Genomic DNA, 26,641 nt, shown 5'->3' with positions numbered 1-26,641 from the left:
TAAGAAAAAAATCATAACTTATCGAACCAAATTATTTAGTTCTTCAGGTATCATTTAATTAAAAAATTAACTATTATGCTTAAATCAAAAAACTTCCCTATTTTTATATTATTATTAAGTGTTGTTTTTACATTTCACAGTTGTAATTCTAATAAAAAATCAGTTGATAATGATTTATCTGAGGCGACATTAAAAGAAGCTTTTAAAGAGAAATTTTATATAGGAACTACACTAAATGGACGGCAAATTATGGGAGGTAAGCCTGAAGAGTTAGAAGTAGCTAAAATACATTTTAATTCTATTGTTGCTGAAAACGAGATGAAAAGCGCCAGGATACAGCCGGAAGAAGGAGAATTCAATTTTTCAGTGTCAGACAATTTTGTTGAATTTGGCGAAGAAAATAATATGCATATCCACGGGCACACATTGATATGGCATTCTCAGTCTCCTGACTGGTTTTTTGTCGATAAAGATGGAAATACGGTGTCTAAAGAAGTGCTTACCCAAAGAATGAAAGATCATATTCATACCGTTGTGGGCAGGTATAAAGGCAGAATCCATTCCTGGGATGTGGTTAATGAGGCTATAGAAGATGACGGGAATTATAGAAATAGTAAGTTCTATCAAATTTTAGGCGAAGATTTTATAAAACTGGCCTTTGAATTTGCCCACGAAGCCGATCCCGAAGCCCAGCTTTATTACAATGATTATTCTATGGCAGTACCGGGAAAACGTGCCGGAGTAGTAAAAATGGTTAAAAAACTTCAAGAAGATGGAGTGACTATTCACGGGATTGGGATGCAGGGACATATTGGATTAAACCATCCCGATATTGGTGAATTTGAAAAAAGCCTGGAAGCGTATGGAGACCTGGGAAAAGTGATGATTACTGAATTAGACCTTAGTGTCTTACCTTCCCCCTGGGGGGATGCCGGGGCAGAAATTTCAGATAATTATGATTATGATGATAAAATGAATCCGTTCCCTGATGGTTTACCGGAAGAAGTTCAGCAACAATTCACGAAAAGATATGTGGAGTTTTTCGAACTGTTTTTAAAACATCAGGATAAAATTGAAAGGGTAGCCCTTTGGGGAGTGAACGATGGAAATTCCTGGAAGAATAACTGGCCGGTACGGGGAAGAACCGACTATCCATTGTTATTCGATCGTGAAAATAATGCTAAACCGGTGGTAAAAGAATTAATTGATCTAGCTTCAAAAGACTAACCAAATTTATTTTAAATGTTGATATTTCATAAAATCATAGTTGCAATTACTTTTATAAGTGCATTTCTTTCAATTTCTGCACAGGAAGCTGTAGTCAACAGTCCTGACGAAGCATTGAAATTGGAAGTACACCTGGAATCTGGAATACCAACCTATTCCGTGTTCTACAATAATGAAGTGGTGCTGGAAAAATCCCGACTTGGACTAAAAACAAATATTTCAGACTATTCCGAAGCTTTGAGTTTTGAAGAAAGTAAAACCACTTCCGTAGAAAAGAGTTATGAATCCAAAAAGCTCAAAGGTTCAGAGATCAATTATAACGCACGTGAATTAACCGCCACTTTTACCACTCAAAAAGGGCAAAAAATGGATGTAATTTTCAGGGTTAGTAATAATGACATCGCTTTTAGGTACCATCTTCAAAAATACAGCGATACCATAGCCCACGTGGTGACGAAAGAATTTACAGGATTCAATTTCCCAAATTCAGCAAAAAGTTTCCTTACGCCTCAGTCCAAATCTATGGTAGGTTTTCAGCGTACCAAACCTAGTTACGAAGAGGGCTATTATTTAGATCAGGAGATTACTAAAGCTTCCTCCAATAATCTGGGATATACCTTTCCGGGATTATTTAAAACCGAAGATCACTGGATTCTTCTCTCTGAAACTGGGGTTGACGGCACCTACGTGGGTGCTCATCTAAGCGATCCAAATGCTGAAGGGGAGTATACCATCGCTTTTCCCGACAGTACTGAAAATAATGATTTTGGTAGCACAGGCGCGGCCATTTCCCTTCCATTTAGCACTCCGTGGCGGACTATCACAATTGGTGAAAGTTTAAAACCTATTGTAGAAACCACCATTCCTTTTGATGTGGTGGAGCCGCTTTATGAAGCCTCTAAGGATTATGAATTCGGGCGCGGCGTATGGAGCTGGATTATGTGGCAGGATGGCAGTATGAACTATGATGACCAGGTAACCTACATCGACTTTGCTGCTGAAATGGGTTATGAATACATCTTGATTGATGCGCTTTGGGACCAGAATATCGGCTACGACAGGATGGATGAGCTCGTTGATTACGCCAACAGCAAAAACGTTGATGTTTTCTTGTGGTACAATTCCAACGGAGTAGCCAATGACGCACCTATGACTCCGCGGAATAAAATGCACAGGGCTATAACCCGTAAAAAGGAAATGCAGTGGTTGCAGGAAAGCGGAGTAAAAGGCCTGAAAGTTGACTTTATGGGTGGTGATAAACAAGAGACCATTCAGCTTTATGAGGATATTATGTCTGATGCTAATGATTACGGGTTAATGATGATCTTTCACGGTGCCACAATTCCAAGGGGTTGGGAGGTAATGTATCCTAATTTTATAAGTACTGAAGCAGTTCTTGCTTCAGAAAATCTAATGTTCAGTCAGTATGCAAACGACCAGGAAGCCCGAAGTGCAGCCATTCATCCTTTTATAAGAAATACGGTGGGAAGTATGGATTTTGGTGGAACTGTTCTCAACGAAAGATACAACCGAACCAATGACGGCGGAAACTTTAGAAGAACCTCTGATGCTTTTCAACTGGCAACTGCAGTTCTATTTCAAACTCCGGTACAATTCTTTGCGTTAACGCCGAATAATCTCGAAGACGCTCCGGAATTCGCAGTAGACTTTATGAAAAATGTCCCTACCACCTGGGATGAGACCATTTTTATTGAAGGATATCCCGGAGAGTATAGCGTATTAGCAAGAAGGCATAAGGATCAATGGTATGTCGCCGGGATCAATGCGTCAAAAGAAGCAAAAAAAGTGAGCTTTTCCCTTCCGGAACTGAAAGGAAATACATTCAGTATTATTAATGACTCTAAAAAGGGGAAAACTGAAAAGAAAGAAATAAAACAAAAAAGAGGGAAATTTCAAGTGACCATTCAACCTCAGGGTGGATTTTTGATTACAGATTAGCACAGGTTTCTCCTCCTGTAAAATATTTAAAATGAAACAATTATTTGTCATTATCGTTTTTTTTAGCTGCGTTAATCAATCGATGGCGCAGTTTTCTCAACAGGAGCGGGATAGTATTTATCGTTTAAGTTCGCAGGATCATCAGTTAATGCTGAAGGAATTAGGAATAGAATCCTTACGACCCGGACCTTCCGGAAATCCGAATGATCCTAATGCAGCGAATTCTGACGAATCTAAAGTTGTAGATTACAGCTTGCCCGAACTTTTGGATTTTAAAGACGGATCAAAAGTCACTTCAGTTTCTGAATGGGAAAAACGCAGGCAGGAGATCAAAGAAGATTTTAATGCTGAAGTCTATGGAAGATTCCCTAAAAATATGCCTGCTGTAAACTGGAAAGTTGTTTCCCGGAAAGATTCAATTATTGGCGAATGCCCGGTGCAGGTTGAGAAACTTTTAGGAGTGGTAGATAACTCTGCTTACCCAGAGATCGAGGTTGAAATCGAAATGATCCTGACCCTTCCTAAAAACACCAATAAAAAAGTGCCGGTAATCTTGAAATTCGACTGGAATTTTCCGGCTGGGTTTTTCCCTGAGCCCGAGCAGGAAAAACCCTGGCAGGAACAATTACTGGCTCAGAACTGGGGCTATGCCAGTCTGATCCCGACAAGTTATCAAGCTGATAATGGTGCCGGACTTCGGGAAGGAATCATCGGATTAGTGAATAAAGGCGAACCGCGAAAACTGGATGATTGGGGCGCTTTGAAAGCCTGGGCCTGGGGTGCCAGCCGTGCATTAGATTATTTTGAAAATGATTCAAAAGTTGATGCAAAAAAAGTAGCTATAGAAGGACTTTCCCGCTACGGGAAAGCTGCAATGGTCACTATGGCCTACGATGATAGATTTGCTGTTGGGTTCATAGGTTCTGCCGGGGCAGGCGGAACAAAGATCCTGCGACGTAATTTTGGAGAACAGGTAGAGAATTTGGTTTCCGCTTCCCAATATCACTGGTTTGCTCCCAATTTTATAAAATACGGCGGTCCTTTAAAAACAAAAGATCTTCCGGTAGATGCACATCATTTGATTGCGCTTGCAGCGCCACGTCCGGTTTTTATCAGCAGTGGAGATCCTAAAGTTGAAGGGAATTGGATTGATGCTAAAGGGATGTTTTTAGCCGGAGTCCACGCCAGCCCTGCTTATGAAATCTATGATGAAAAAGCACTGTTAAAAACGGAATTTCCTCAAGTTGGGGAGTTTTTATCTGAAGGTAAACTCGTCTTTAGAATACACGAAGGCGGCCATACTGTAGTCCCTAACTGGCCATATTTTATAGAATTTGCCAAACCCTATTTCAAATAAAGAATATGAAAAAGAGAAATCTACTCATTATAATTTTAAGCCTGTTTTTAGGAAATTCAGTCGTTGCGCAACAGCAGGGTCAAAATCCTATAATCCACGCCGATGTTCCCGATGCTTCTATAATTAGGGTTGATGATACCTATTATATGAGCAGCACCACGATGCATATGAGTCCAGGGGTACCAATAATGAAATCCAAGGATTTGGTAAACTGGGAAATAATGAATTATGCCTACAATACTTTGGGGGATTCAGATGCCCTGAATATGGAAAATGGAGAAAATGCATATGGGAGAGGATCCTGGGCAAGCAGCCTTCGTTACCATAATGATACTTTTTACGTTTCCACTTTTTCGAGTACCACAGGAAAAACTTATATTTTCAAAACAAAAGATATTGAAAATGGTTCTTTTGAAGAGATTTCTTTTACCCCATCTCTTCACGACAATACTTTATTTTTTGATGACGATGGAAAGACTTATCTCATTTGGGGTGGAGGAAAACTGAATATAGCAGAACTTAAAAATGACCTTTCAGGTGTGAAGGAAGATACAGAGCGGGTTCTAATTGAGAACGCTACTGAACCTATAGGTTCTAATTTTATTTTACCTGCGGAAGGATCTCAAATATTTAAGGTTAACGGTAAGTATTATCTATTCAACATCGCCTGGCCAAGAGACGGGATGAGAACGGTGATTACTCATCGTGCCGATAAAATAACCGGACCTTACGAAGGAAAAATAGCTTTTCAGGATAAAGGAGTGGCACAGGGTGGTTTAATTGATACGCCTGAAGGGGATTGGTTTGCCTATTTATTCCGGGATTATGGCGCAGTAGGACGTATTCCTTATCTGGTTCCAGTAAAATGGGAAAACGGCTGGCCTGTTTTGGGTGAAGACGGCAAAGTGCCTGAAACCCTGGATCTCCCTGCAAATGAAGGATGGATTCCGGGTATCGTTGCTTCAGATGAATTTAGTAGAAAATCAGGAGACAAAGATTTGCCTCTGGTATGGCAGTGGAATCATAATCCGCAAAATGATTACTGGTCTGTAAAAGATCGTGAAGGTTATTTAAGGCTGACTACAGATAGGGTAGATTCTTCATTTTTAAATACCCGTAACACATTAACCCAAAGAACCATTGGTCCGGAAAGTTCTGCAATTACAAAAGTTGATCTTTCCGGAATGAAGGAAGGGGATTATGCCGGCCTTGGATTGCTTCAGAAGAATTTTGGATTTGTAGGGGCTAAAATGCGAAATAATAAGAAGCACATTATTATGGTCAATGGAGCTTCCGAAGAAACTGTTGAGGTGGAAAGAATTCCTTTGAATCAAGAGGAGCTTTACCTTAAGGCTGTGGGTGATTTTCAAAACAGGAAAGATACAGCAGAATTTTACTACAGCCTGGATGGTGAAAACTGGAAAGCTATAGGCAACGAGCTTAAAATGTCTTACACGCTTCCGCACTTTATGGGCTACAGGTTTGCGTTGTTCAACTACGCTACAGAAGAAGCAGGGGGTCACGTCGATTTCGATTACTTTAAAATTGAAGCTGAAAAAAATAATTAAAATGAAAAAATTAAATATTCCGAAAACGATATCTCTTAGTCTGATTGTATTTTTTCTGTCAGTAAATGCTTTTGCACAAAATCCGCTGATAATGGATCAGTTTACAGCAGATCCTACGGCAAGGGTATTTAACGGAAAACTATATGTATTTCCTTCCCACGATATTGTGCCGCCGGAAGGCGAAGGCCGTGCCGAATGGTTCAATATGGCCGATTACCACGTTTTTTCTTCGGAAGATCTTACCAATTGGACAGACCACGGAAAAATTCTGGATCAAAAAGATGTTCCCTGGGCCGATCCTAAGGCTTACAGTATGTGGGCGCCTGATGCGGTATCCAAAAATGGCAAATTTTACTTCTATTTTCCCACCAAACTCAAAGACGCCGGAGACGGGGAAAAAGGCTTTTCTATCGGCGTGGCAGTCACCGACAAACCTGAAGGGCCTTATAAGCCACAGCCAAATCATATTGAGGGAGTAGAAGGCATAGATCCCAATGTTTTTATTGATAAAGACGGGCAGGCTTATTTGTACTGGTCCCGTGGAAAAATTTATGGTGCAAAACTGAAGGATAATATGCTGGAGCTGGCTTCAGAAATAAAGACCTTCGAGGAGATCCCTCAAAAAGGGCATATTGAAGGGCCTTTTGTTTTTGAAAGAAATGGCACATATTATATGACTTATCCGCACGTTGCCAATAATACTGAAAGACTCGAATATGGAACTTCCGATAATCCAATGGGACCTTTTACTCACAAAGGTGTTATTATGGATGAATCGGCTTCGGGTACCTGGACCAATCATCATTCCATCGTAAATTATAAAGATCAGTGGTACTTATTCTATCACGATAATGATCTTTCTCCCGATTTCGATAAGAACCGCTCCATTCGTGCCGATAGTTTATTCTTTGAAGAGAATGGAAAGATCAAAAAAGTGATTCCAACCAAACGTGGAGTGGGAATTACCTCCAGTACTTCTAAAATTCAGATAGACCGATATAGCGCGAAAAGCAACTATGGAGCTGCTTCGGTGTTTTTAGATCGGCTTGATCCTTTCCAGGGTTGGAAAGTAGTTTTAAATAAACCTGATGCCTGGGTAAGTTATAACAGGGTTGATTTTGGTAATGAAGGACCAAAAAATGTCAAAATTAGAGCAAGATCTTTAAAGGGCGCAACTGTTGAGCTGAAACTGGCAGGTGAGAACGATCAGAAATTTCCTGAAGTGCCCGTCAAAAAAGGTGGAAATTGGGATGTTTTTTCGGCTCCTGTAAAATCTGAAGCAACCGCTGTTCAGGATCTGATTTTGCAACTTAAAAGCGGTGCCGGGGTTGAAGTGGACTGGGTTCAATTTGAAAAATAAAAAGGGATGAGCATTAGTAAGATTAAAATTTCAAAAAGCAGGTTTTCCGGTTTCGGTTTTTCCGTATTCCTGGGAATACTGTTTTTGATCTCACCTTTCAAATCCTGGAGTCAGGAAGATTCCCAATTAAAACTCTGGTATGATAAGCCTGCTGAAAAATGGGTAGAGGCACTTCCTGTTGGGAATGGACGCTTGGGGGCGATGGTTTATGGAGATCCCCAGGAAGAGATTATTCAGTTAAATGAAAACACTATCTGGGCAGGACAACCTAACCGGAATGATAATCCTGAAGCCAAAACCTATTTATCTGAAGTTCAGAAACTTCTGTTTGAAGGAAAAAGCGCAGAAGCCCAAGAGCTCGTCAATCAGTATTTCATAAGCAAATCTTCCCACGGAATGCCTTATCAAACCGCAGGGAACCTGAAATTATCTTTTTTGAATCACCAAAATTACACTGAGTATTACCGGGAACTGGATCTGGAATCTGCAGTTACCACAACCCGCTATACAGTTGGAGGTGTAGGTTATGAAACGAAAGTTTTCGCTTCACATCCCGATCAGGTGATCGTGGTACAAATTACGGCAGATAAACCCGGAGCTTTAAATTTCACAGCTACGATGGATCGTCCCGGAGGTGCTGAAGTTTCAGCTGAAAATGGGACATTAAAACTACACGGTAAAACCAGCGATTTTGAAGGAATAAAAGGGAAAGTTGAATTCCTGGCGATCACTAAAATTCAGACTGAAGGCGGAAAAATTAATTCAGAAAATGAATCTCTGAACATTCAGAATGCCAATAGTGCTACGCTATATATTTCCATCGCTTCTAATTTTAAAAACTATAAAGATCTCAGTATTGATGAGGAAGCAAAAGCAGAAGAATATCTTTCAGCAATAGAAAAAAAGAAATCAGCCGAGATCTACGAAACCCACCTGGAAGATTATCAAACCTATTTCAATCGCGTATCCCTGGACCTTGGTGAAACGGAAGCTGCGAAGCTACCCACCAATAAAAGGATCATAAATTTCAAAACCGGAAATGATCCAGCCCTTGTTTCCCTGTACTTCCAATTTGGGCGCTATCTTTTAATTACCTCTTCCCGGCCGGGAACGCAACCCGCCAATTTGCAGGGAATTTGGAATGACCAGTTAACTCCTGCCTGGGATAGTAAATACACAGTAAATATTAATACCGAAATGAATTACTGGCCGTCGGAGATCACGAATTTGCCGGAATTTCACGAGCCATTGATCCAAATGGTGAAGGAGCTTTCAGAAGTCGGAAGGAAGACAGCCAAAGATATGTACGGCGCAGAAGGCTGGGTGATGCATCATAATACGGACATTTGGCGAATGACCGGAGCGATAGACGGTTCTTATTGGGGAATGTGGCCAATGGGTGGAGTCTGGCTTTCCCAGCATTTATTCGATAAATATGATTTTTCAGGAGATAAAGAATTCCTGAGATCTGTTTATCCAATATTAAAAGAAGCTTCTAAATTCTATCTGGATTTTATGATCAGGGAGCCGGAAAATAACTGGCTGCTGGTATCTCCTTCCATTTCCCCGGAACACGCGCCAACCGCACATCCGGAATCCTCATTGTCTTATGGAACAACGATGGATAATCAACTCATTTTTGACCTGTTTTCAAGAACAGCCAAAGCCGCGGAAATACTGGGAGATGATGAAGAATTTATAGCCGAATTAAATGAGAAACTTCACGAATTGCCTCCTATGCAAATTGGAAACTGGGGCCAGTTACAGGAATGGATAAAAGACTGGGACGACCCCAAAAGCAATCACAGACACGTCTCTCATTTATACGGACTCTATCCGTCAAACCAAATTTCCCCGTACCGAAACCCGAAATTATTTGAGGCTGCAAAAACATCTTTGGTGGCCAGGGGCGATGAGTCTACCGGCTGGTCTATGGGCTGGAAGGTGAACCTTTGGGCGAGATTACTTGACGGGGATCACGCTCTTAAATTAATTAAAGACCAGTTAACTCCTTCAATGCAGGAAGGCCATAGCGAAAAAGGTGGTACTTATCCTAACCTTTTTGATGCGCATCCCCCTTTTCAAATAGATGGAAATTTTGGTTGCACCGCCGGGATTGCTGAGATGCTTTTACAAAGTCACGATGGCGCCATTCATATTCTGCCTGCATTACCTGCAGACTGGAGCAAAGGAAAAATTTCCGGTTTAAGAGCTCGTGGAGGTTTTGAAGTAGCTCTTGAGTGGGAGAATAATAAGCCGAACAATGTTATTATTAAATCTGAATTAGGTGGCAATTGCAGAATTAGATCTTATCATCCACTTTCAGGGAAAGGACTGGAGAAAGCAATGGGTGATAATGAAAACCCTTACTACAGTATTCCGGAAATAAAGGATCCAATAATATCTGATGAGTTAGATCTTAAAGAACCGAAGCTTAAAAAAGTTTACGAATATGATCTCGATACCTCAAAAGGAGAAGAATATGTGATTGAAATTAGATAAATATATAAATTATGAAAACAAAAATGCTCATTTTTCTGGGACTTTTTCTGGCAGTTTACCAGGCTTCCGCCCAGGATTCAAATTTTCACGTTTACCTCGCTTTTGGGCAATCAAATATGGAAGGCCACGCCAAATTTGAACCACAGGATACGGTTGCGTTGAATGATAGATTTAAAGTGCTTCAGACAGTCGATTGTCCCGATTTGGATCGAAAAAAAGGGGAGTGGTACACCGCTAAACCCCCATTAACAAGATGTAATACCGGTTTAACACCTACTGATTATTTCGGAAGGGAAATGATCGAAAATTTACCGGATAGTATTAAAGTAGGGGTGATAAATGTACCTGTAGGTGGCAGTAAAATTGAACTTTTCGACAAGGAAAATTATGAATCTTATGTAGCATCTTCACCCGACTGGCTAAAAAATACGGTAAAGGAATATGATGGTAATCCTTACGGTCGCCTGGTGGAAATGGCTAGAATAGCACAAAAAGATGGGATTATAAAAGGAATTTTATTGCATCAGGGAGAATCAAATACCGGTGACAGCCTGTGGCCACAAAAGGTAAAAGAGGTTTACAATAATCTTATAAAAGACCTTAAACTTGATCCTAAAAAAGTGCCACTACTCGCCGGGGAAATGGTGAGTAAAGAAGAAGGAGATATCTGCGCCAGTATGAATGAGATTATCGCCAGGCTGCCCGAGGTGATTCCTAATAGTTATGTTATTTCTTCTAAAGGTTGCACGGCGGTAGATGATAAGCTTCATTTTTCAGCAGAAGGTTACCGGAAACTTGGAAGGCGCTATGCGAAGAAAATGCTGGAGGTTCAAGGTTTTAAAGGCCTTGAAAGAGAAGCGCCAGAAGGTTTCGACTCAAAAAGGGAAAATATTGCCCGCGGAAAAATTGATAGTATTAGCTATAAATCTAAAACAGTAGGCAATGCCCGAAAGGCCTTAATTTATACTCCCCCGAACTATTCAGAAAATAAGAAATACCCGGTTTTATACCTTTTACACGGCATTGGCGGCGATGAAAAAGAATGGCTTAGAGGTGGAAATCCACAGGTTATTTTAGATAATCTCTATGCCGATGAAAAGTTAGAACAAATGATTGTCGTGATGCCAAACGGAAGGGCGATGAAAGATGATCGCGCAGTGGGAAATATTTTTGACAGTACAAAAGTCGCTGCGTTCGCGAACTTTGAAAAGGACCTGCTCAATGATCTTATTCCATTTATAGAAAAGAATTATCCAGTAATTAAAAACAGTGAAAACCGGGCAATCGCCGGACTTTCTATGGGCGGCGGGCAAACCCTAAATTTTGGTCTTGGAAATTTGGATATGTTCTCCTGGGTAGGGGCATTTTCTGCAGCACCAAATACTAAAAAACCGGAAGAATTGGTTCCGCAGCCGGAAAAAGCAAAGGAAAAACTCAATCTTTTATGGATTTCCTGTGGCGATGAAGACGACTTGCTATCGTTTAGTCAGCGGACTCATGAATATTTAGCAAAAAAGAATGTACCTCATATTTATTACCTGGAACCTGGAGGACACGATTTTAAAGTTTGGAAAAACGGTTTGTATATGTTCTCTAAACTATTGTTTAAACCCGTAGATCAAGCAAAATTCGATAAATATAGTTTGCTGGGTATACCGGCTTCTAAAAATGACAATGGAACGGAATAAAAGGAATTCTGATTCTATATTATAAACCATAAAAACTAAAAATTATGCATACAAGAATTAAGATGTTATCAGTAGTTGGTCTGGGCTTTTTATTTTCATCGCAAATTTTACTAGCTCAAAATCCTATAATAAAGGATGTATTCACCGCAGATCCCGCACCGCTGGTTTATGACGATACAGTATACTTATATACCAGTCACGATACCGCTTCGGTATCTTCAACAAATTATGAAATGAAAGATTGGTTGTTGTTTTCTTCTACCGATATGGTAAACTGGAAAAATCACGGTCCCAAACTCTCGCCAAAAGATTTCTCCTGGGCAACCGGGGATGCCTATGCGGCCGAGGTCGCAGAAAGGGATGGGAAATTCTATTTTTATGTATCCACCTTCCATAAAGATGATGAACGTAGTAACGGTGGTGCTGCGATAGGAGTGGCTGTTGCCGATTCACCTTTAGGACCATTTAAGGACGCAATAGGAGAAGCCTTAATTTACAATGAAATGACTACCGATAACCCACATGGGTGGGATGACATAGATCCTTCGGTCTTTGTAGATGATGATGGCCAGGCGTATATGTACTGGGGTAATGGCAGTATGAAGATGGTCAAATTGAAAGATAATATGGTGGAATTAGATGGAGAGATACAATATTATAATCCAAAGAATTTTATAGAAGGCCCCTGGGTTTACAAAAGAAAGGAATTGTATTATTTGGTATATGCCAGCCAGGGAGAAGAACGGGAAAGGATCGAATATGCCACATCCAATAGTCCTGAGGGACCCTGGGAGTATCAGGGAATATTAGCAGACAGCGCCCCGAACAGTTTTACTATTCATCCGGGGATTATTGAGTACAAAGGAAAAGACTATTTCTTTTATCATAATGGCGTCTTGCCTACAGGCGGAAGTTACCGCCGTTCCATTGCTGTAGATTATATGTACTACAATGATGACGGTACTATTCAAAAAGTAGAGCAAACTGATGAGGGTGTAAAAGCAGTAGATTAAGTTTCCGGAAAACTATTACTAATAATATTCAATAGATGATTTTTTGGATATCATTTTTTAAAGTTATAGCGCTATTAATATGTTATTTCCTTAAACAAAGCTTATTGAAATCGACCATATAAAACCTAATTGGTTACAAAAAAGTTGAAAATTATGACCATCAAAAGAACCTTAATATACTTATGTATATTATTTATTTCTAAAACAGGTATTTCACAAAATCCGATTATTCAAACCAATTATACGGCAGACCCTGCACCATTGGTTTATAACGATAAGCTGTATTTATATACTTCTCACGACGAAGATGAATCTACCTGGTTTACGATGAACGACTGGCGTTTATATACAACCGAAGATATGGTAAACTGGACAGACCACGGTGCAGTATTAGCTTATGACGATTTTGATTGGGCCAAACAAAATGCCTGGGCACCCCAGGCCATAGAAAGGGATGGTAAATTCTATATGTATGTTCCAATCACTTCTCGTGAAGGGAAAAATGGTATTGGAGTAGCGGTAGCAAACAGTCCTTACGGTCCGTTTATAGATCCGCTAGGAAAACCACTAATCAGCAATAGTAATGCTGATATAGATCCTTCGGTGTTTATTGACGATGACGGGCAGGCTTATCTTTTTTGGGGGAATCCTGAATGTTATTACGTAAAACTGAATGAGGATATGATAAGCCTGAAAGGTGAAATAAGTAAAATTCCAAATACAATTGAAGCCTTTGGAAAACGTGAAGGTGAAAAAGATGAGCGCCGGCCTACTACTTACGAAGAAGGTCCGTGGTTATACAAAAGAAACGATCTCTATTATTTATTTTTTGCAGCCGGTCCTTTACCGGAACATATAGGTTATTCTACAAGCAAAAATATAACCGGGCCTTATGAATATAAGGGAAAAGTGATGCCGCAGGAAGGTGGCGCTTTTACAAATCATCCTGGAATTATAGATTTTAAAGGAAACACCTATTTCTTTTATCACAATGCGGCACTTCCGGGTGGAAGCGGTTTTACTAGATCTGTAGCTGTAGAAAAAGCCAATTTTAATGAAGAGGATGCTATTGAACAAATGCAAATGACAGACGGAATTGAGGAAGCTTTGCAAACCCTCAACCCTTATGTAAAGAATGAAGCAGAAACAATTGCATGGTCGGAAAATGTAAAAGCTAAAGAAAATGAAATAGTGGGGGTGTATATCACCGCAGAAAAAAATGAAGCTTTTACAAAGATAAGAGAAGTAGATTTCAGGAAAGAAGGGCCTTCTAAATTCACAGCCCGAGTTGGAACCGTCCATAATGGCGACGTCACCTTAGAAGTCAGGTTGGATGATAAAACCGGAAAGAAGATAGCCAAAATTGAAGTTCCTTTAACCGGCGGTGAAGATCGCTGGGAATTAATCTCTTCTGAAGTTACTGAAAAAGTAAGCGGAGTTCACGATGTATACTTTGTGTTTAAAGGAAAAGCTCCCAGGAAAATTCTACACTTTGATTACTGGCTGTTTTCGAAGTAATTTCTAATTAAAATAAATTATCAAAAAATCAATAATGAAAAAAAATCAACTTGTTTTAGTCAAAGTCTTACTGGCTTTGTTTGTCTTTACTGGCTGTAGTGCACAAAAAAATACCCCGGTATTTTCCAGTGCGGTATATGAAGGAAATGATGATGTTTATAACGAAAACCCTTTGGAAGAGGATGAATTCTATAATCCAATTTTACAGGGATTTTATCCAGATCCCGCAATTGCTCGGAAGGGGAATGATTATTACCTGGTAGCCTCTTCGTTTGCAGTATTCCCGGGTGTGCCTATTTTTCATTCCAACGATTTGGTCAACTGGACCCAAATTGGGCATGTACTGGACCGGAAATCTCAATTAAAAGTACACGATACAGGGATAAGCGCGGGAATTTATGCTCCTGATATTCGCTACAATCCTAATAATGATACTTTTTATATGATCACTACGCAATTTGCCGGTGGGTTTGGGAATATTGTGGTTAAAACCCAGGATCCAAAAGAGGGCTGGAGCGATCCTATAAAACTGGATTTTCAGGGAATTGACCCCGCAATCTTTTTTGATGATGATGGTAAAGCCTATGTGGTTCATAACGATGCGCCAAACGAGGGGGAAGAACTCTACCAGGGACATCGTGTAATTAAAATTTGGGAATATGATGTAGAGAACGATCAGGTGATTAAAGGAACCGATAAAATTATTGTAAATGGTGGGGTAGACCTTTCCAAAAAACCAATTTGGATTGAAGCACCCCATATTTATAAAAAAGACGATCGTTATTATTTAATGTGTGCCGAAGGCGGTACCGGAGGATGGCACAGTGAAGTGATTTTTGTAAGTGATGACCCAATGGGACCTTATGAGCCGGCCCCATCAAACCCTATCTTATCACAAAGGTATTTAAACAAAGACCGGGAAAATAAAGTAGATTGGGCGGGCCATGCCGATTTGGTGGTTGGACCTGATGATAAATATTACGGGGTGTTTTTGGGAATACGTCCCAATGAGAAAGACAGGGTTAATACTGGTAGGGAAACTTTTATTTTGCCTGTAGATTGGTCTGGGGAATTTCCGGTTTTTGAGAACGGGTTAGTTCCTATGGAACCAAAGCTTGAAATGCCCGAAGGTGTTGAAAATAAAACCGGGGAAGGGAATTATTTTCCGAATGGTAATTTCACCTACACCGAAGATTTTTCTTCTGAAAAACTCGATTATCGTTGGATAGGATTAAGAGGGCCACGCGAAGATTTTATTGAATTTACTAAAAATGGACTTAAAATTAATCCGTTTGAAGTGAACATTAAAGAGGTAAAGCCTACTTCAACCTTATTTCATCGCCAGCAACATAAAGATTTTTCGTTTACAACCACAATGAGTTATAAGCCGAAATCTGAAAAAGATCTCGCGGGGATTACTACTGTTCAAAGTGAGACATTTAATTATGTATTTGGCCTTACCAGAAAAGACAAAAAATATTATTTGGTTTTAGAAAGAACAGAGAAAGGTTCGTCTAAAATATTGGCAAGTAAAGAAATAGAATTAAAAAATGATTTGAAACTGAAAGTGGAAGCAGAGGAAGATGATTTTAAATTTAGCTATGCTTTAGATGGTGAAAATTTTGAAAACCTGGGAGGCACGGTTTCAGGAGATATTCTTTCAACTAATGTAGCGGGAGGTTTCACGGGGAATATGATTGGTTTATACGCCACATCATCAAACGATGCTGTTCCTGAATAACCTTCAGAATAAAAATTTCTATGAATTATAAAAATACAGGAATATGAAGCAAAGAATTTATTTATTAACGCTATTTTTTATCGGCTTGATGTTATTATCAGGAGATATTACAGGGCAGGATTGTGATGAGGAGGTAAAAGATCCTCGGGGAAAAATGCAGCCCTGGGAAAAGGGAGCCTGGGAAACCGGGGAATACCGGAACCTATTTTTAGAAGCTGGTTATTCTCAAGCTGAGATTGATGCTAAACTTGAAAAAGCCTATTATGATGTTTTTGAAGGTCCAGACAGGGTTTATTTTGAAGTTGAAGATTCTCTGGCTTATGTGTCTGATCTAAAGAATGAAGATGCCCGTACAGAAGGACTTTCCTACGGACTTATGGTAGCGGTTCAGTTTGATAAAAAAGAAGTTTTCGATAAGCTTTGGCGATGGACCGTAAAATATATGCAACACCAGGAAGGGCCCAGTGAGGCTTATTTTGCCTGGAGCGTAGATCCAAAAACCGGAGAGCACAATGCCGAAGGCTCAGCTTCAGATGGGGAATTGTATTTTGTTACGGCATTACTTTTTGCGTCTAATCTTTGGGGAAATGAGACCGGGATAGATTATTATGGGGAAGCCGGAAGAATTCTTGATGCGATGTGGAGCAAAGATGGGACTGATGGAGTGATGAATGTACTAAATGTAGAACACAAACAAATCAATTTTGTGCCCCACGAAGGTGGTTATGATTGGACCGACCCTTCTTATCACGTACCGGCTTTCTTTGAAGTTTGGGCAGAATATGCCAATGATGGTCACGAAGAATTTTACAGGGATGTTGCCGATACTTCCCGGGTTTTTCTGCACCGCGCGACACATCCGGAAACCGGACTTACTCCAGACTACTCTGAATTTAGTGGGGAACCACATAGCCGTGGTAAAATGGGCGATGCCTTTAGATACGATTCCTGGCGCGTTCCTATGAATATCGCTATGGATTATAGCTGGTATGCAAAGGATATTGAATGGCAACAGGAATATGCCAACCGAATACAAAATTTTCTTTATTGTGAAGGTTTAGATACTTATGTAGATCAATACAACATAGATGGTTCAACACCTGATTGGATACTTCCGGCTGGAGGATTTCAAAAGTTGAGGCATTCTCTTGGTTTGGTTTCTACCGCTGCAACGGTCTCTTTAGCGTCAACTCATACCAAAGGTTGGAAATTTGTAGATGAGGTTTGGAATGCAAAATTAGAACCTTATGAAGATGGTTATTTTGATCCGTATTTTGACGGAATACTATACTTATTTAGCTTAATGCATTTAAGCGGAAATTACCAAATTATTACGCCGCAATCGAATTGAAATAGAATGTTGATTTTAACTTCTTTTGAAGTTTCTAGGCGTATTTAATTTTATGTGTGTTTGTTTATGTCTGGAAAGCGGAGATCAATTTCTGGTCTCCGCTTTTTTTATAAGGTAAATTCCTGAATTTCTATAAATAGTCTGGAGACTGAAAGCTGGATAGGCAGGAATTCATATTTGTCTTAATTCAGAATAATTTCAGGTTAATTAACTTTATTTTTTTCTCGGTAATTGCTTGGCGGAAGTCCGTATAATTCTTTGAATTTTGTAGAGAATTTTGAGGTGCTGGAAAAACCAACGGCATAAGCTACTTCAGCAACATTTATCTTTTTGGAGATTAACAAGTCGCCAGCCTGTTTTAGCCTGATGTTGGTTATTAGTTCCCCTGCCGATTGGTTGGTTAATTGTTTTAATTTACGATAAAGGTGAACACGGCTAATCCCCAATTCGCTGGCAATCATTTCTACATTTAGATCGTTGTTGTTTATATTCTTGTTAACCACTTCCATAAACTTTTCCAGTAAGGCTTCATCACCCGATTTTAGTTCAAGTTTTTCAATTTTATCTTCGCGCAACTGGTTACCGGAGTAGGTGTTTTTAAGTAATTCTCTTGTCCTTATTAGGTTTTTAGCCGTTTTCTTTAGGATATCTATATTAAATGGTTTGTTGAGGTAGGCATCTGCTCCAATATCCAAGCCTTCCAGGTTGGTTTCTTTATCTGTTTTTCCTGTCAATAAAATTATGGGAATATGATTAATATTAATGTTCTTCTTAACTTTCCTGGTAAACGTAATCCCATCCATTTCGGGCATTTTAACGTCGCTTATTATTAAGTTTGGAAGATATTTTAGTACTAATGGAAAAGCTTTTTTTCCATTAATGCTTTTGAGAATATTATAATGAGATTTAAATTCTTCTGCTATGTAATTTCTAATTTCATTATCATCATCTACGATCAAAACTGTTGGGCGGCTTTTGTCATGGGTCAATGATTCTGAATTTTCTTCATTTTTTGTATCAACTGCTTTGATTTTGACTTTGGGTGTATTTGCTATATTGTTTTGTTCTAAAATAACATCTTCTTCATTAAGATGATCTTTCCCAACGGGAGCAGTAATTATAAACTTGCAGCCTTTTTCATTTTTATTGTTTTCAGCTTTTACCGTACCGTGGTGAAGTTCTGCAATGGCCCTGGTTAGGTGAAGGCCAATTCCTGTTCCTTGAAATTGGCGGGTATCCTGATTGGAAACCTGATAAAACCTATTAAAGATCTCATTGGTTTCACTTTCATTAATCCCAATTCCGTTATCTTTTATTGTGATATAAAACTGGTCTTTCCCTTCTTCACGGTCAATATAAACATCTATAGTCCCATCTTCAGGGGTGAATTTTATGGCATTTGAAATTATATTTTGAATGATTTTATCAAAATGGTTAGGATCTATCCAGGCATAGATTTCCGGTAGTTTGTGATGAATATTGAAATTGATTTTACGGCTTTCGGTTTGATCTTCAAATAATGAGGCGATTGATTTTACAAACCCAATAATCTCAGTTTCCCTGAATTTTAATTTTATCTGGCCTTTATCTAATTTCCTGGCATTTAGTGATTGATCTATGAGATGAAGAATTCTTTCAGAATTTCTTTCCATCACTTTATAAAGTTTTTGCCGCTCTTCTTGTTGATCTGTTTTTAATAATTTATTTAAGGGATTTATAATTAAGGAAATGGGGGTTTTAATATCGTGGGATATATTGGTAAGGAATTGAAGTTTTGCCTCGTTTATTTGTTCAGATTGCAAATGCTCCTGGAGTTTCCTTTTTGTCTTTCTACGTTGAAGGATTTGTTGGGTAATGAGATAGGTAATAATAGCTATTATAAATAGATAAAAAATCTTTGCCCAGGTTGAAAAATACCAGGGCTGATGAATTATAATACTTAGTCCTTTGGTGTTTGAAAATTCCCCGTAATCTTTCGCTCTAACTTTAAAATTGTAGGTTCCCGGTTCAAGGTTATTAAAGGTAACTGTATTCATTCCCGGTCTTAATTTCACCCAATTCTCTGAATTTAAGGAATAGGAATAGCTAATCCATTGTTGGTTTTTAAATTCAAAAGAAGAAAATTCGATACTAAAATCATTATCATTATGGGCAAGTTCTATAGTGTCTGCCTCAATAATTGCTTTATTTAGAATAGAGTAGGAACCAGATTTCATTCCTTTTTTAACTGGTTGGTCCTGTAGATAAAAACCAGTAATTCTAAGGTCTATTTTACTGCCAGTAGAAGTTATTTCTGAAGGTTGGAAATAAGTAACTCCATTGGTGCTCCCAAAATATAAGCGTTCTTTATTTTCAGAAAAAGAAGCGTTTTTGTTAAATTCGTTCCCCTGAAGTCCATCCCTAAAATAGTAGTTTGTAAACTCTGCAGGACTAGGTTGAAATTTTGAAATTCCGTGGTTTGTGCTAATCCATAAATTGTTATTAGCATCTTCTTCAATAGCACTAATTACATCACTTGGAAGTCCGTTTGCTGTAGTATATCTTTTCGTAATGGTGTCATTCTTTGGCTTAAGCAAAAGACCTTCAGAAGTGCCTATCCACAGGTTTTGTTGTTTGTCCTCATAAAGGCTATACACAATCTTATTTGTTAAAATATGGTTTTGCCCTTTTTCGTTTAAATATGTGTTATCGTTTAAATACAGCGTGGAAAGTCCGTCGTAGGTACCAATATATAATTTGTTATCTGAAGAAAGTAATAGACAGTTTATCCATTTATTGTGTAAACGATCATCTTGATTCTCATTTTTTATTAAGTTATGATTGGTAAAAGATTCTTCTTTAAGGTTATAAGAAAAAAGCCCATATCCCAGGGAACCTATCCAAAGTTTCTTTTTTTTATCTTCAATAATGCTGTAGATTTTTTCTACCGGATTGTTTTGTTCATCTTTTAAGTCTTCAACATAAATTAACTCCTTGTTTTCTCGATCTAACTTAGCTAAACCTTGAAGGTAAGTACCAATCCACAATTCGTTATCAGAATCTTCATAAATACTCATAATACTGGAAGAACCCTGCATGTTGTTGGTGCCAAGATGGAATTCTTGAGTTTTCTCTTCTGAAATTCCATATAAGCCGTCACCATCTGTTCCTACCCATAAAATATCCTGATTGTCTTTGAATATAGAAACAATACTGTTTGACCCTATAATATTATTCTTAACCGATTGATAACCTAGGTAATCGAAATTATTGACCTTATCTGGAACTAATAATACCCCTTTTTGATAAATTCCCAGCCAAAGATTATCAGAATTATCTTCAATAATGGAGTGGACTTTAGTTTTGGAAAAATCGAAATTCGAGATGCTAAAATCGCTCAAACTCATTTTTTCTTCCACAGGATCGTAAATTTTAAGCCCCATCCCATCTGTCCCAATCATCACTTCATTTTTTTTATTTACAAAAAGCGATTTTACCGGTAGGTTTTTTGATTCTTCTATAAAATTGAATTCATCCTTATCCTTATTATAATTGAAAAGCCCTTTAGATAAGCTGCCTGCGTAAATTTTCCCATTTTTCACTTCACAAATACTGGAAATTTGAGTGTCATATTCATCATTAAAGTATTCTGTGATTTCACCCCTGGGAGAGACTTTAAATAAACCGCTATCCTGGCTTAAAGCCCATAAATTTTGTTTGCTATCTTCAAAAATATTTTCAAAATAGCTGCTAGGAAGAAATTCTAATAGTTTTCGCCCTACTGTTTTCCCGTTTTCCTGTTCTAATTTAAAAATACCCTGGCCCGAAGAGCTTATTAATATTTCACCGTTTTTTCTTTCGATAATTCCGGTAACGTGGGCGGGATAGATAAAATCATTTTCTATTAAAAGTGGGATCTGATGAAATTCTTCGGTAGCATGGTCAAAATATTGTAGCCCATTAAAAAAACCAAAATACAATGTGCCTTTTGTATTCTGAAATATTGATTTTACGTAATTATTTAGAATAGAAGTAGAATCCTGTTTTTCCTGTTTAAAAATAGAGACTTTTGCGCCATCATATCGGTCTAAACCATCCTCTGTAGCAATCCAGATATAACCTTTGTTATCCTGGTAGATTTGGTTTATTAAACTACTGGAGAGTTCGGTATCTGTTGAGAATAACTTACCTATTTGGCCCTGGCAAAGAAGTGGAATTAATAAAAATACTAGAAGCACAGTTTTCTTACTGCAAGCTATTTTGCTACCAAATTTAACTATACAATCCATCAAAAATCTTAAGGCTGATTAATTCTAATTTTTGTCCATAAGTGAAGTTTAATTTTTAGAAAAAGATTGACTAAAAAACTTATGGTTTTTATGACCACAAGTTATATTTTATTTATTACTTTAGCAATCTATTAAGTATTTAATATAAAATCAGGTTCTTTCTTAAATATTCTGTCCTTTTGGGAGCAATCGTTTTAATTTTACAGTTGAAAACCATTTAAGTTCTAAAACAACTCTCAAAAGGATTTTTATAATTTAAAAGAAAATCCTTCTTCTACCTTTTCGTTATAATTTTTGGCGTCAAACTTATATAAGAACGAGCCCTTTCGTGAGGATTTCATGTCTTTCTCTTTAAGTTTAATTAGGATGTCTAAAGCATTTATTTTATTAATAAAGTTCCTTTTATCTAATTCTTCACCTAAAATGGCTTCGTATAGTTTTTGAAGTTGTCGCATTGTAAATTTTTCAGGAAGAAGTTCAAACCCAATAGGCTTTGTAGAAATCCTACGTCTAAGCCGCCTTATGGCTTTAGAGATCATCTCAGGGTGATCGAAAATTAATTCAGGCAATTCAGTTATACTATACCATTTAGCTGAATATTTTTCACTTAAAGCTTTATTGTGTTCATTAATATTGATTAATGCATAGTAAGCAACAGAAATTGTCCTTTCGGCTGGATCTCTATCTACCTCACTAAAAGCATACAACTGTTCCATATATATTTGCTCTATACCCGTGAGTGTAAAAAGAATTCTATTAGCAGCCCTATTGAGATTCTCTTCTCTTTTTAAAAATCCGCCCATTAGAGACCATTTACCCTTTTCTGGTTCGAAGTCCCTTTTAATGAGAAGAATTTTTAGGTCTTCCTCATCAAACCCGAATATTATACAGTCTACTGCTAAAAGTACTTTATCTTCTAATTGATATTTAGGAGCCATTTATTTTCGAAATTTAAAATCTAATATTAGAATGCTAAGGTTATATTAAAATCTTAAAGCTACAAAATTAAAAATTTGTTAAATAAAGATTGCATTTCAATACTTGTTTTAATTATATTTGGAAATGTAGATAAAACACTTAAGAAGCTAATTAGACATAATAACTTATTAATCAGTACCAAAAGACTATGAAGATAAAAATAATTACTGCACTTATGTTAGGTTTGATTTTCAACCTGAATGCACAACAAACTTCTATTAAAGTAGAATCTTCTTCAGATGCACCAAAAATAAGTAAACATATCTATGGTCATTTTGCAGAACATCTTGGGAGATCTATTTATGATGGTTTCTATGTTGGAGATACCAGTTCTATCCCAAATAAAGATGGGGTTAGAATTGATATTATTGAAGCTTTAAAAGAAATTAAAATACCGAATTTAAGATGGCCTGGTGGCTGTTTTGCTGATACTTACCAATGGAAAGATGGAATTGGCCCCCAGGAAGACAGACCTACTATGGTAAACTCCTGGTGGGGAGGGGTAACCGAAGACAACAGCTTTGGTACCCATAATTTTTTAAACCTGTGTGAAGAACTGGGAGCAGAGCCTTTTATTTCTGCCAACGTAGGAAGCGGAACAGTTCAGGATTTTATGGACTGGGTACAGTATACAAACCATCCAGAAGGAAGTCCTATGGCTAAGCTGAGGAAAGAAAATGGAAGAGATGAACCCTGGAAAGTAAAATATTGGGGTATTGGAAATGAAATGTGGGGTTGTGGTGGTAATATGACCGTTGAATATTATGCGAACATATATAAGCAGTATTCAACATTTATGACCGCCGGCGAAAATAAAGACAATCTTTACAGAATTGCCGCCGGAGCTTCCGGAGACGATTATCACTGGACAGACGTTTTGATGAAAGAAGTTCCAAAATCTTTAATTGAAGCGGTTGGTCTTCACCATTATGCAGTAATAGATTGGGAAAATAAAGGTCCAGCTACGGGCTATGACGAGGAGATCTATTTTAAAAGTATGGAAGAAGCGCTTAAAATGGATGAGTTTGTTAAAGGGCATATAGAAGTGATGGAAAAGCATGACCCTAAAAATGAAATAGATCTTGTGGTAGATGAATGGGGCGGCTGGTACGATGTAGAAGAAGGTACTAATCCCGGATTTTTATATCAACAAAATACCATGAGAGATGCTATGATTGCCGGGACAACCTTAAATATTTTTAATAATCATAGTGATAGGGTTAAAATGGCCAATTTGGCGCAAACCGTAAATGTTTTACAGGCAGTGGCGCTTACCGAAGGTGAAAAAATGATTCTTACTCCAACCTACCACGTATTTAAAATGTACACCGTACACCACGATGCGCAGTTATTACCCGTTGAGTTTGATTCTCCTGAATATAACTACAATGGAAAATCATTACCTGCAATTTCTGTTTCAGCTTCTAAAGATGAAACAGGAAATACTAATATTTCATTAGTAAATATTGATGCAGGTGCTGAACACAAAGTAGAAATAGATTTGGATGGTTTAGATGTTAATGATATTGAAGCTGAAATCCTGAAATCAGGGAAAATCCAAGATCATAATACTTTTGATAATCCGGATAAAATAAATATTGCTGAATTTAAAGATTTTAAATTGAGAAAAGGCAAATTGGAGGTTAGCCTCCCACCTTTTTCTGTAGTAGTATTATCATCTAAATAATTTAAAATGAAATTTTCCTTGGCTGATTTTAAAAGAAGTCTTTTTAGCTTATTAATTTGTCTGGTCTCCACATTCATGTTTGGCCAGCAAACCAAATTAGAAACTTTTAAGCTTCAGGATATCAGCCTAGAAGAAGGTCCTTTTCGCAACGCGATGCTGGTCGATCTCGAGTATATTTTAGAATTAAATCCCGATAAACTTTTAGCACCTTTTTTACGTGAGGCGGGCTTAGACCCAAAGGCAGAAAGTTATACCAATTGGGAGAATTCAGGTTTAGATGGTCATATTGGGGGGCATTATCTTACCGCCCTGTCCCAGATGCAGGCTTCAGCAAATAGTGAAAAAGCCGATTCATTGCTTACCTATAGTTTAAATGAATTAGAAAGGGCACAGCAAGCGAATGCTAACGGATACATAGGTGGCGTTCCCGGCAGTAAAGAATTATGGCGCGAAATTTCTAAAGGCAAAATTGATGCTGCAAGTTTTAGCTTAAATGGAAAATGGGTGCCTTTATATAACATTCATAAAACCTACGCAGGACTTCGGGATGCTTATCAAATTGCGGGAAAATCTAAGGCCAAAGATATGTTGATCAGTTTTTCTGACTGGATGCTGAAGGTCACCAGCGGACTTTCAGAAGAACAAATTCAGGAATTATTGGTTTCCGAACACGGTGGTTTAAACGAAGTTTTTGCAGATGTGGCAAAAATTACGGGAGAAGAAAAATACCTGGAATTGGCTTATAAATTTTCACATCAAAAACTGCTCAAACCATTAGCTTCCAATAATGATATTCTAAATGGGATGCATGCTAATACCCAAATTCCTAAAGTAATTGGTTTTGAAACAATTGCTACTTTAGATAACAATAGAGATTTTCACGATGCGGCGACTTATTTCTGGGATAACGTTGTCAATAAACGCTCGGTAGCCATTGGAGGAAATAGTGTAAGGGAGCATTTTCATCCTACTACAGATTTTTCGGAAATGATATCCAGCGAGCAGGGGCCAGAAACCTGTAACACCTATAATATGTTAAGGTTAAGTGAGAAATTATTTCTTACTAATCCAGATGAAAAATATATAGATTATTATGAGGAGGCAATATATAATCATATCCTTTCTTCCCAGCATCCGGAAAAAGGAGGTTTTGTTTATTTTACTCCTATGCGTCCCGGACATTACCGGGTTTATTCCCAGCCGGAAACGAGTTTTTGGTGCTGTGTAGGTTCCGGAATTGAAAATCACGGGAAGTATAACCAATTTATTTATACCCATTCTGAAAATGAATTGTATGTAAATCTTTTTATTCCTTCAACTTTAAAGTGGAAAGAAGAAGATGTAGAAATACTGCAGCAAACTGATTTCCCTAAACAAGAAACTACGAATCTTAGCATTAAGACTAAGGAACAGAAAAATTTCACCCTGAATCTCAGGTATCCTTCCTGGGTAAAAAAAGATCAGTTTAAAATATTTATAAATGAAGAATCTTTTGCAGTAAATCAGGAGCCGGGATCCTATGTGAAAATCAACCGAACCTGGAAAAACGGAGATAAAATAAGAGTGGAATTACCTATGCATATTACTGCTGAAAAACTTCCTGATGGTTCAGACTATGCTGCGTTAAAGTATGGACCAATTGTTTTGGGAACAAAAACCGGGGAGCAAGATCAAAAAGGAGTTTTTGCCGATGACAGTCGGGGTGGTCATATTGCAGATGGTACTCAAATACCAATCTCTCAAATGCCGGTATTTTTATCTGAAAACGTGGATGAACTGGTGAAGAAAACGAGAAAAAATCCAGGTGAAAATTTAAGTTTTTCAGTAGCAAATGGCATTTATCCTGAAAAATTTAAAGGACTTGAATTTATTCCTTTTTATAATATTCACGAGTCCAGATATGCCATTTATCTTCCCCTGGAAACAAAAGAAAGTTACCGGAAAAAGCAAAAAGACTTAAGGGAAAAGGAGATAGTTGAGCGTGCACTGGAAGCAAATACTATAGACAGGGTAGTTCCCGGTGAACAACAACCGGAATCAGATCATTTTATTCAAAGTAAAGATTCTAATACCGGGGTCCATCAAGATCGGCATTGGCGTGATGCTAAGGGATGGTTTAGTTACGATTTAAAAGACAGGGAGAATAATGCCAAAAAACTTCAAATTACTTATTACGGAAAAGATGCAAATAGGGAATTCAGTATTTATATAAATGATAAAGTTCTGGTTGAAGAAAATTTTAATGGTGAAGTAGGTGACCGGTTTTTTTCTAAAGAATATAAACTGCCAAAAAAATTAGAATATAATAATGAGGAAAAAATTACAATACGTTTTGAAGCTAAAACAGGTTCCAGAACAGCAGGTATTTATGATATAAGATTATTAAAAAAATAGCAATAAAAAAGATTTAAATAGCATACCAAT

15 protein-coding genes are annotated in these 26,641 nt (G+C 37.9%); 13 read left to right on the top strand and 2 right to left on the bottom strand.

What is annotated here, in order from left to right; genetic code table 11:
* Positions 1 to 75 precede the first annotated feature (75 nt).
* From FG27_RS06440 to FG27_RS06390, 11 genes are all read left to right on the top strand, one after another.
* Positions 76 to 1,227 carry an endo-1,4-beta-xylanase gene (locus tag FG27_RS06440; protein ID WP_037317025.1) on the top strand — a complete coding sequence of 384 codons (1,152 nt, stop codon included), beginning with the start codon at positions 76 to 78 and terminating at the stop codon, positions 1,225 to 1,227.
* A gap of 15 nt (positions 1,228 to 1,242) precedes the next feature.
* On the top strand, positions 1,243 to 3,186 hold the full coding sequence (locus FG27_RS06435; protein WP_037317021.1) for a glycoside hydrolase family 97 protein: 1,944 nt from the start codon (positions 1,243 to 1,245) through the stop codon (positions 3,184 to 3,186).
* Positions 3,187 to 3,217: 31 nt separating this feature from the next.
* Positions 3,218 to 4,543 (top strand): S9 family peptidase, encoded by a 1,326-nt coding sequence (locus tag FG27_RS06430; RefSeq protein ID WP_037317018.1) that lies wholly within the window; start codon positions 3,218 to 3,220, stop codon positions 4,541 to 4,543.
* Between the two features lie 5 nt (positions 4,544 to 4,548).
* Positions 4,549 to 6,111, top strand: coding sequence for a glycoside hydrolase 43 family protein (locus tag FG27_RS06425; RefSeq protein WP_037317015.1), 1,563 nt, complete (start codon positions 4,549 to 4,551; stop codon positions 6,109 to 6,111).
* A gap of 91 nt (positions 6,112 to 6,202) precedes the next feature.
* The gene (locus FG27_RS06420; protein WP_231563292.1) at positions 6,203 to 7,471 is read left to right on the top strand and encodes a family 43 glycosylhydrolase; all 1,269 of its coding nucleotides are present in this window, start codon (positions 6,203 to 6,205) and stop codon (positions 7,469 to 7,471) included.
* A gap of 6 nt (positions 7,472 to 7,477) precedes the next feature.
* Complete coding sequence (locus FG27_RS06415) at positions 7,478 to 9,973, top strand: glycoside hydrolase N-terminal domain-containing protein (protein WP_081912598.1); 2,496 nt, start codon at positions 7,478 to 7,480, stop codon at positions 9,971 to 9,973.
* An 11-nt stretch (positions 9,974 to 9,984) separates the two neighbouring features.
* On the top strand, positions 9,985 to 11,661 hold the full coding sequence (locus FG27_RS18945) for a sialate O-acetylesterase (RefSeq protein ID WP_197051670.1): 1,677 nt from the start codon (positions 9,985 to 9,987) through the stop codon (positions 11,659 to 11,661).
* A gap of 44 nt (positions 11,662 to 11,705) precedes the next feature.
* Positions 11,706 to 12,674 (top strand): glycoside hydrolase family 43 protein, encoded by a 969-nt coding sequence (locus FG27_RS06405; protein WP_081912597.1) that lies wholly within the window; start codon positions 11,706 to 11,708, stop codon positions 12,672 to 12,674.
* Positions 12,675 to 12,827: 153 nt separating this feature from the next.
* Positions 12,828 to 14,192 carry a glycoside hydrolase family 43 protein gene (locus FG27_RS06400; RefSeq protein ID WP_037317012.1) on the top strand — a complete coding sequence of 455 codons (1,365 nt, stop codon included), beginning with the start codon at positions 12,828 to 12,830 and terminating at the stop codon, positions 14,190 to 14,192.
* A 34-nt stretch (positions 14,193 to 14,226) separates the two neighbouring features.
* Positions 14,227 to 15,933, top strand: a complete 1,707-nt coding sequence (locus FG27_RS06395) for a glycoside hydrolase family 43 protein (protein ID WP_037317009.1) — start codon at positions 14,227 to 14,229, stop codon at positions 15,931 to 15,933.
* 43 nt (positions 15,934 to 15,976) lie between these two features.
* Positions 15,977 to 17,284 (top strand): glycosyl hydrolase family 8, encoded by a 1,308-nt coding sequence (locus FG27_RS06390; protein WP_037317006.1) that lies wholly within the window; start codon positions 15,977 to 15,979, stop codon positions 17,282 to 17,284.
* Positions 17,285 to 17,487: 203 nt separating this feature from the next.
* On the opposite strand, the gene FG27_RS06385 is transcribed toward FG27_RS06390, so the two are convergent.
* On the bottom strand, positions 17,488 to 21,501 hold the full coding sequence (locus FG27_RS06385) for a hybrid sensor histidine kinase/response regulator transcription factor (RefSeq protein ID WP_197051669.1): 4,014 nt from the start codon (positions 21,499 to 21,501) through the stop codon (positions 17,488 to 17,490).
* Positions 21,502 to 21,800: 299 nt separating this feature from the next.
* A complete protein-coding gene (locus FG27_RS06380) occupies positions 21,801 to 22,490 on the bottom strand; it encodes an NUDIX domain-containing protein (protein ID WP_037317003.1) in 690 nt (229 codons plus the stop codon).
* A 188-nt stretch (positions 22,491 to 22,678) separates the two neighbouring features.
* Here FG27_RS06380 and FG27_RS06375 point away from each other — a divergent pair, with 188 nt between their 5' ends.
* Positions 22,679 to 24,217: an alpha-N-arabinofuranosidase gene (locus FG27_RS06375; RefSeq protein WP_037317000.1), complete on the top strand. Its 1,539-nt coding sequence runs from the start codon at positions 22,679 to 22,681 to the stop codon at positions 24,215 to 24,217.
* Between the two features lie 6 nt (positions 24,218 to 24,223).
* Positions 24,224 to 26,611 (top strand): glycoside hydrolase family 127 protein, encoded by a 2,388-nt coding sequence (locus FG27_RS06370; RefSeq protein ID WP_037316997.1) that lies wholly within the window; start codon positions 24,224 to 24,226, stop codon positions 26,609 to 26,611.
* Positions 26,612 to 26,641: the final 30 nt, after the last annotated feature.

The organism is Salegentibacter sp. Hel_I_6 (genome assembly GCF_000745315.1).
Classification (GTDB): domain Bacteria; phylum Bacteroidota; class Bacteroidia; order Flavobacteriales; family Flavobacteriaceae; genus Salegentibacter.
The sequence above is the reverse complement of the archived record's forward strand: the minus strand, read 5'-3'. Positions and strand labels throughout refer to the sequence as shown.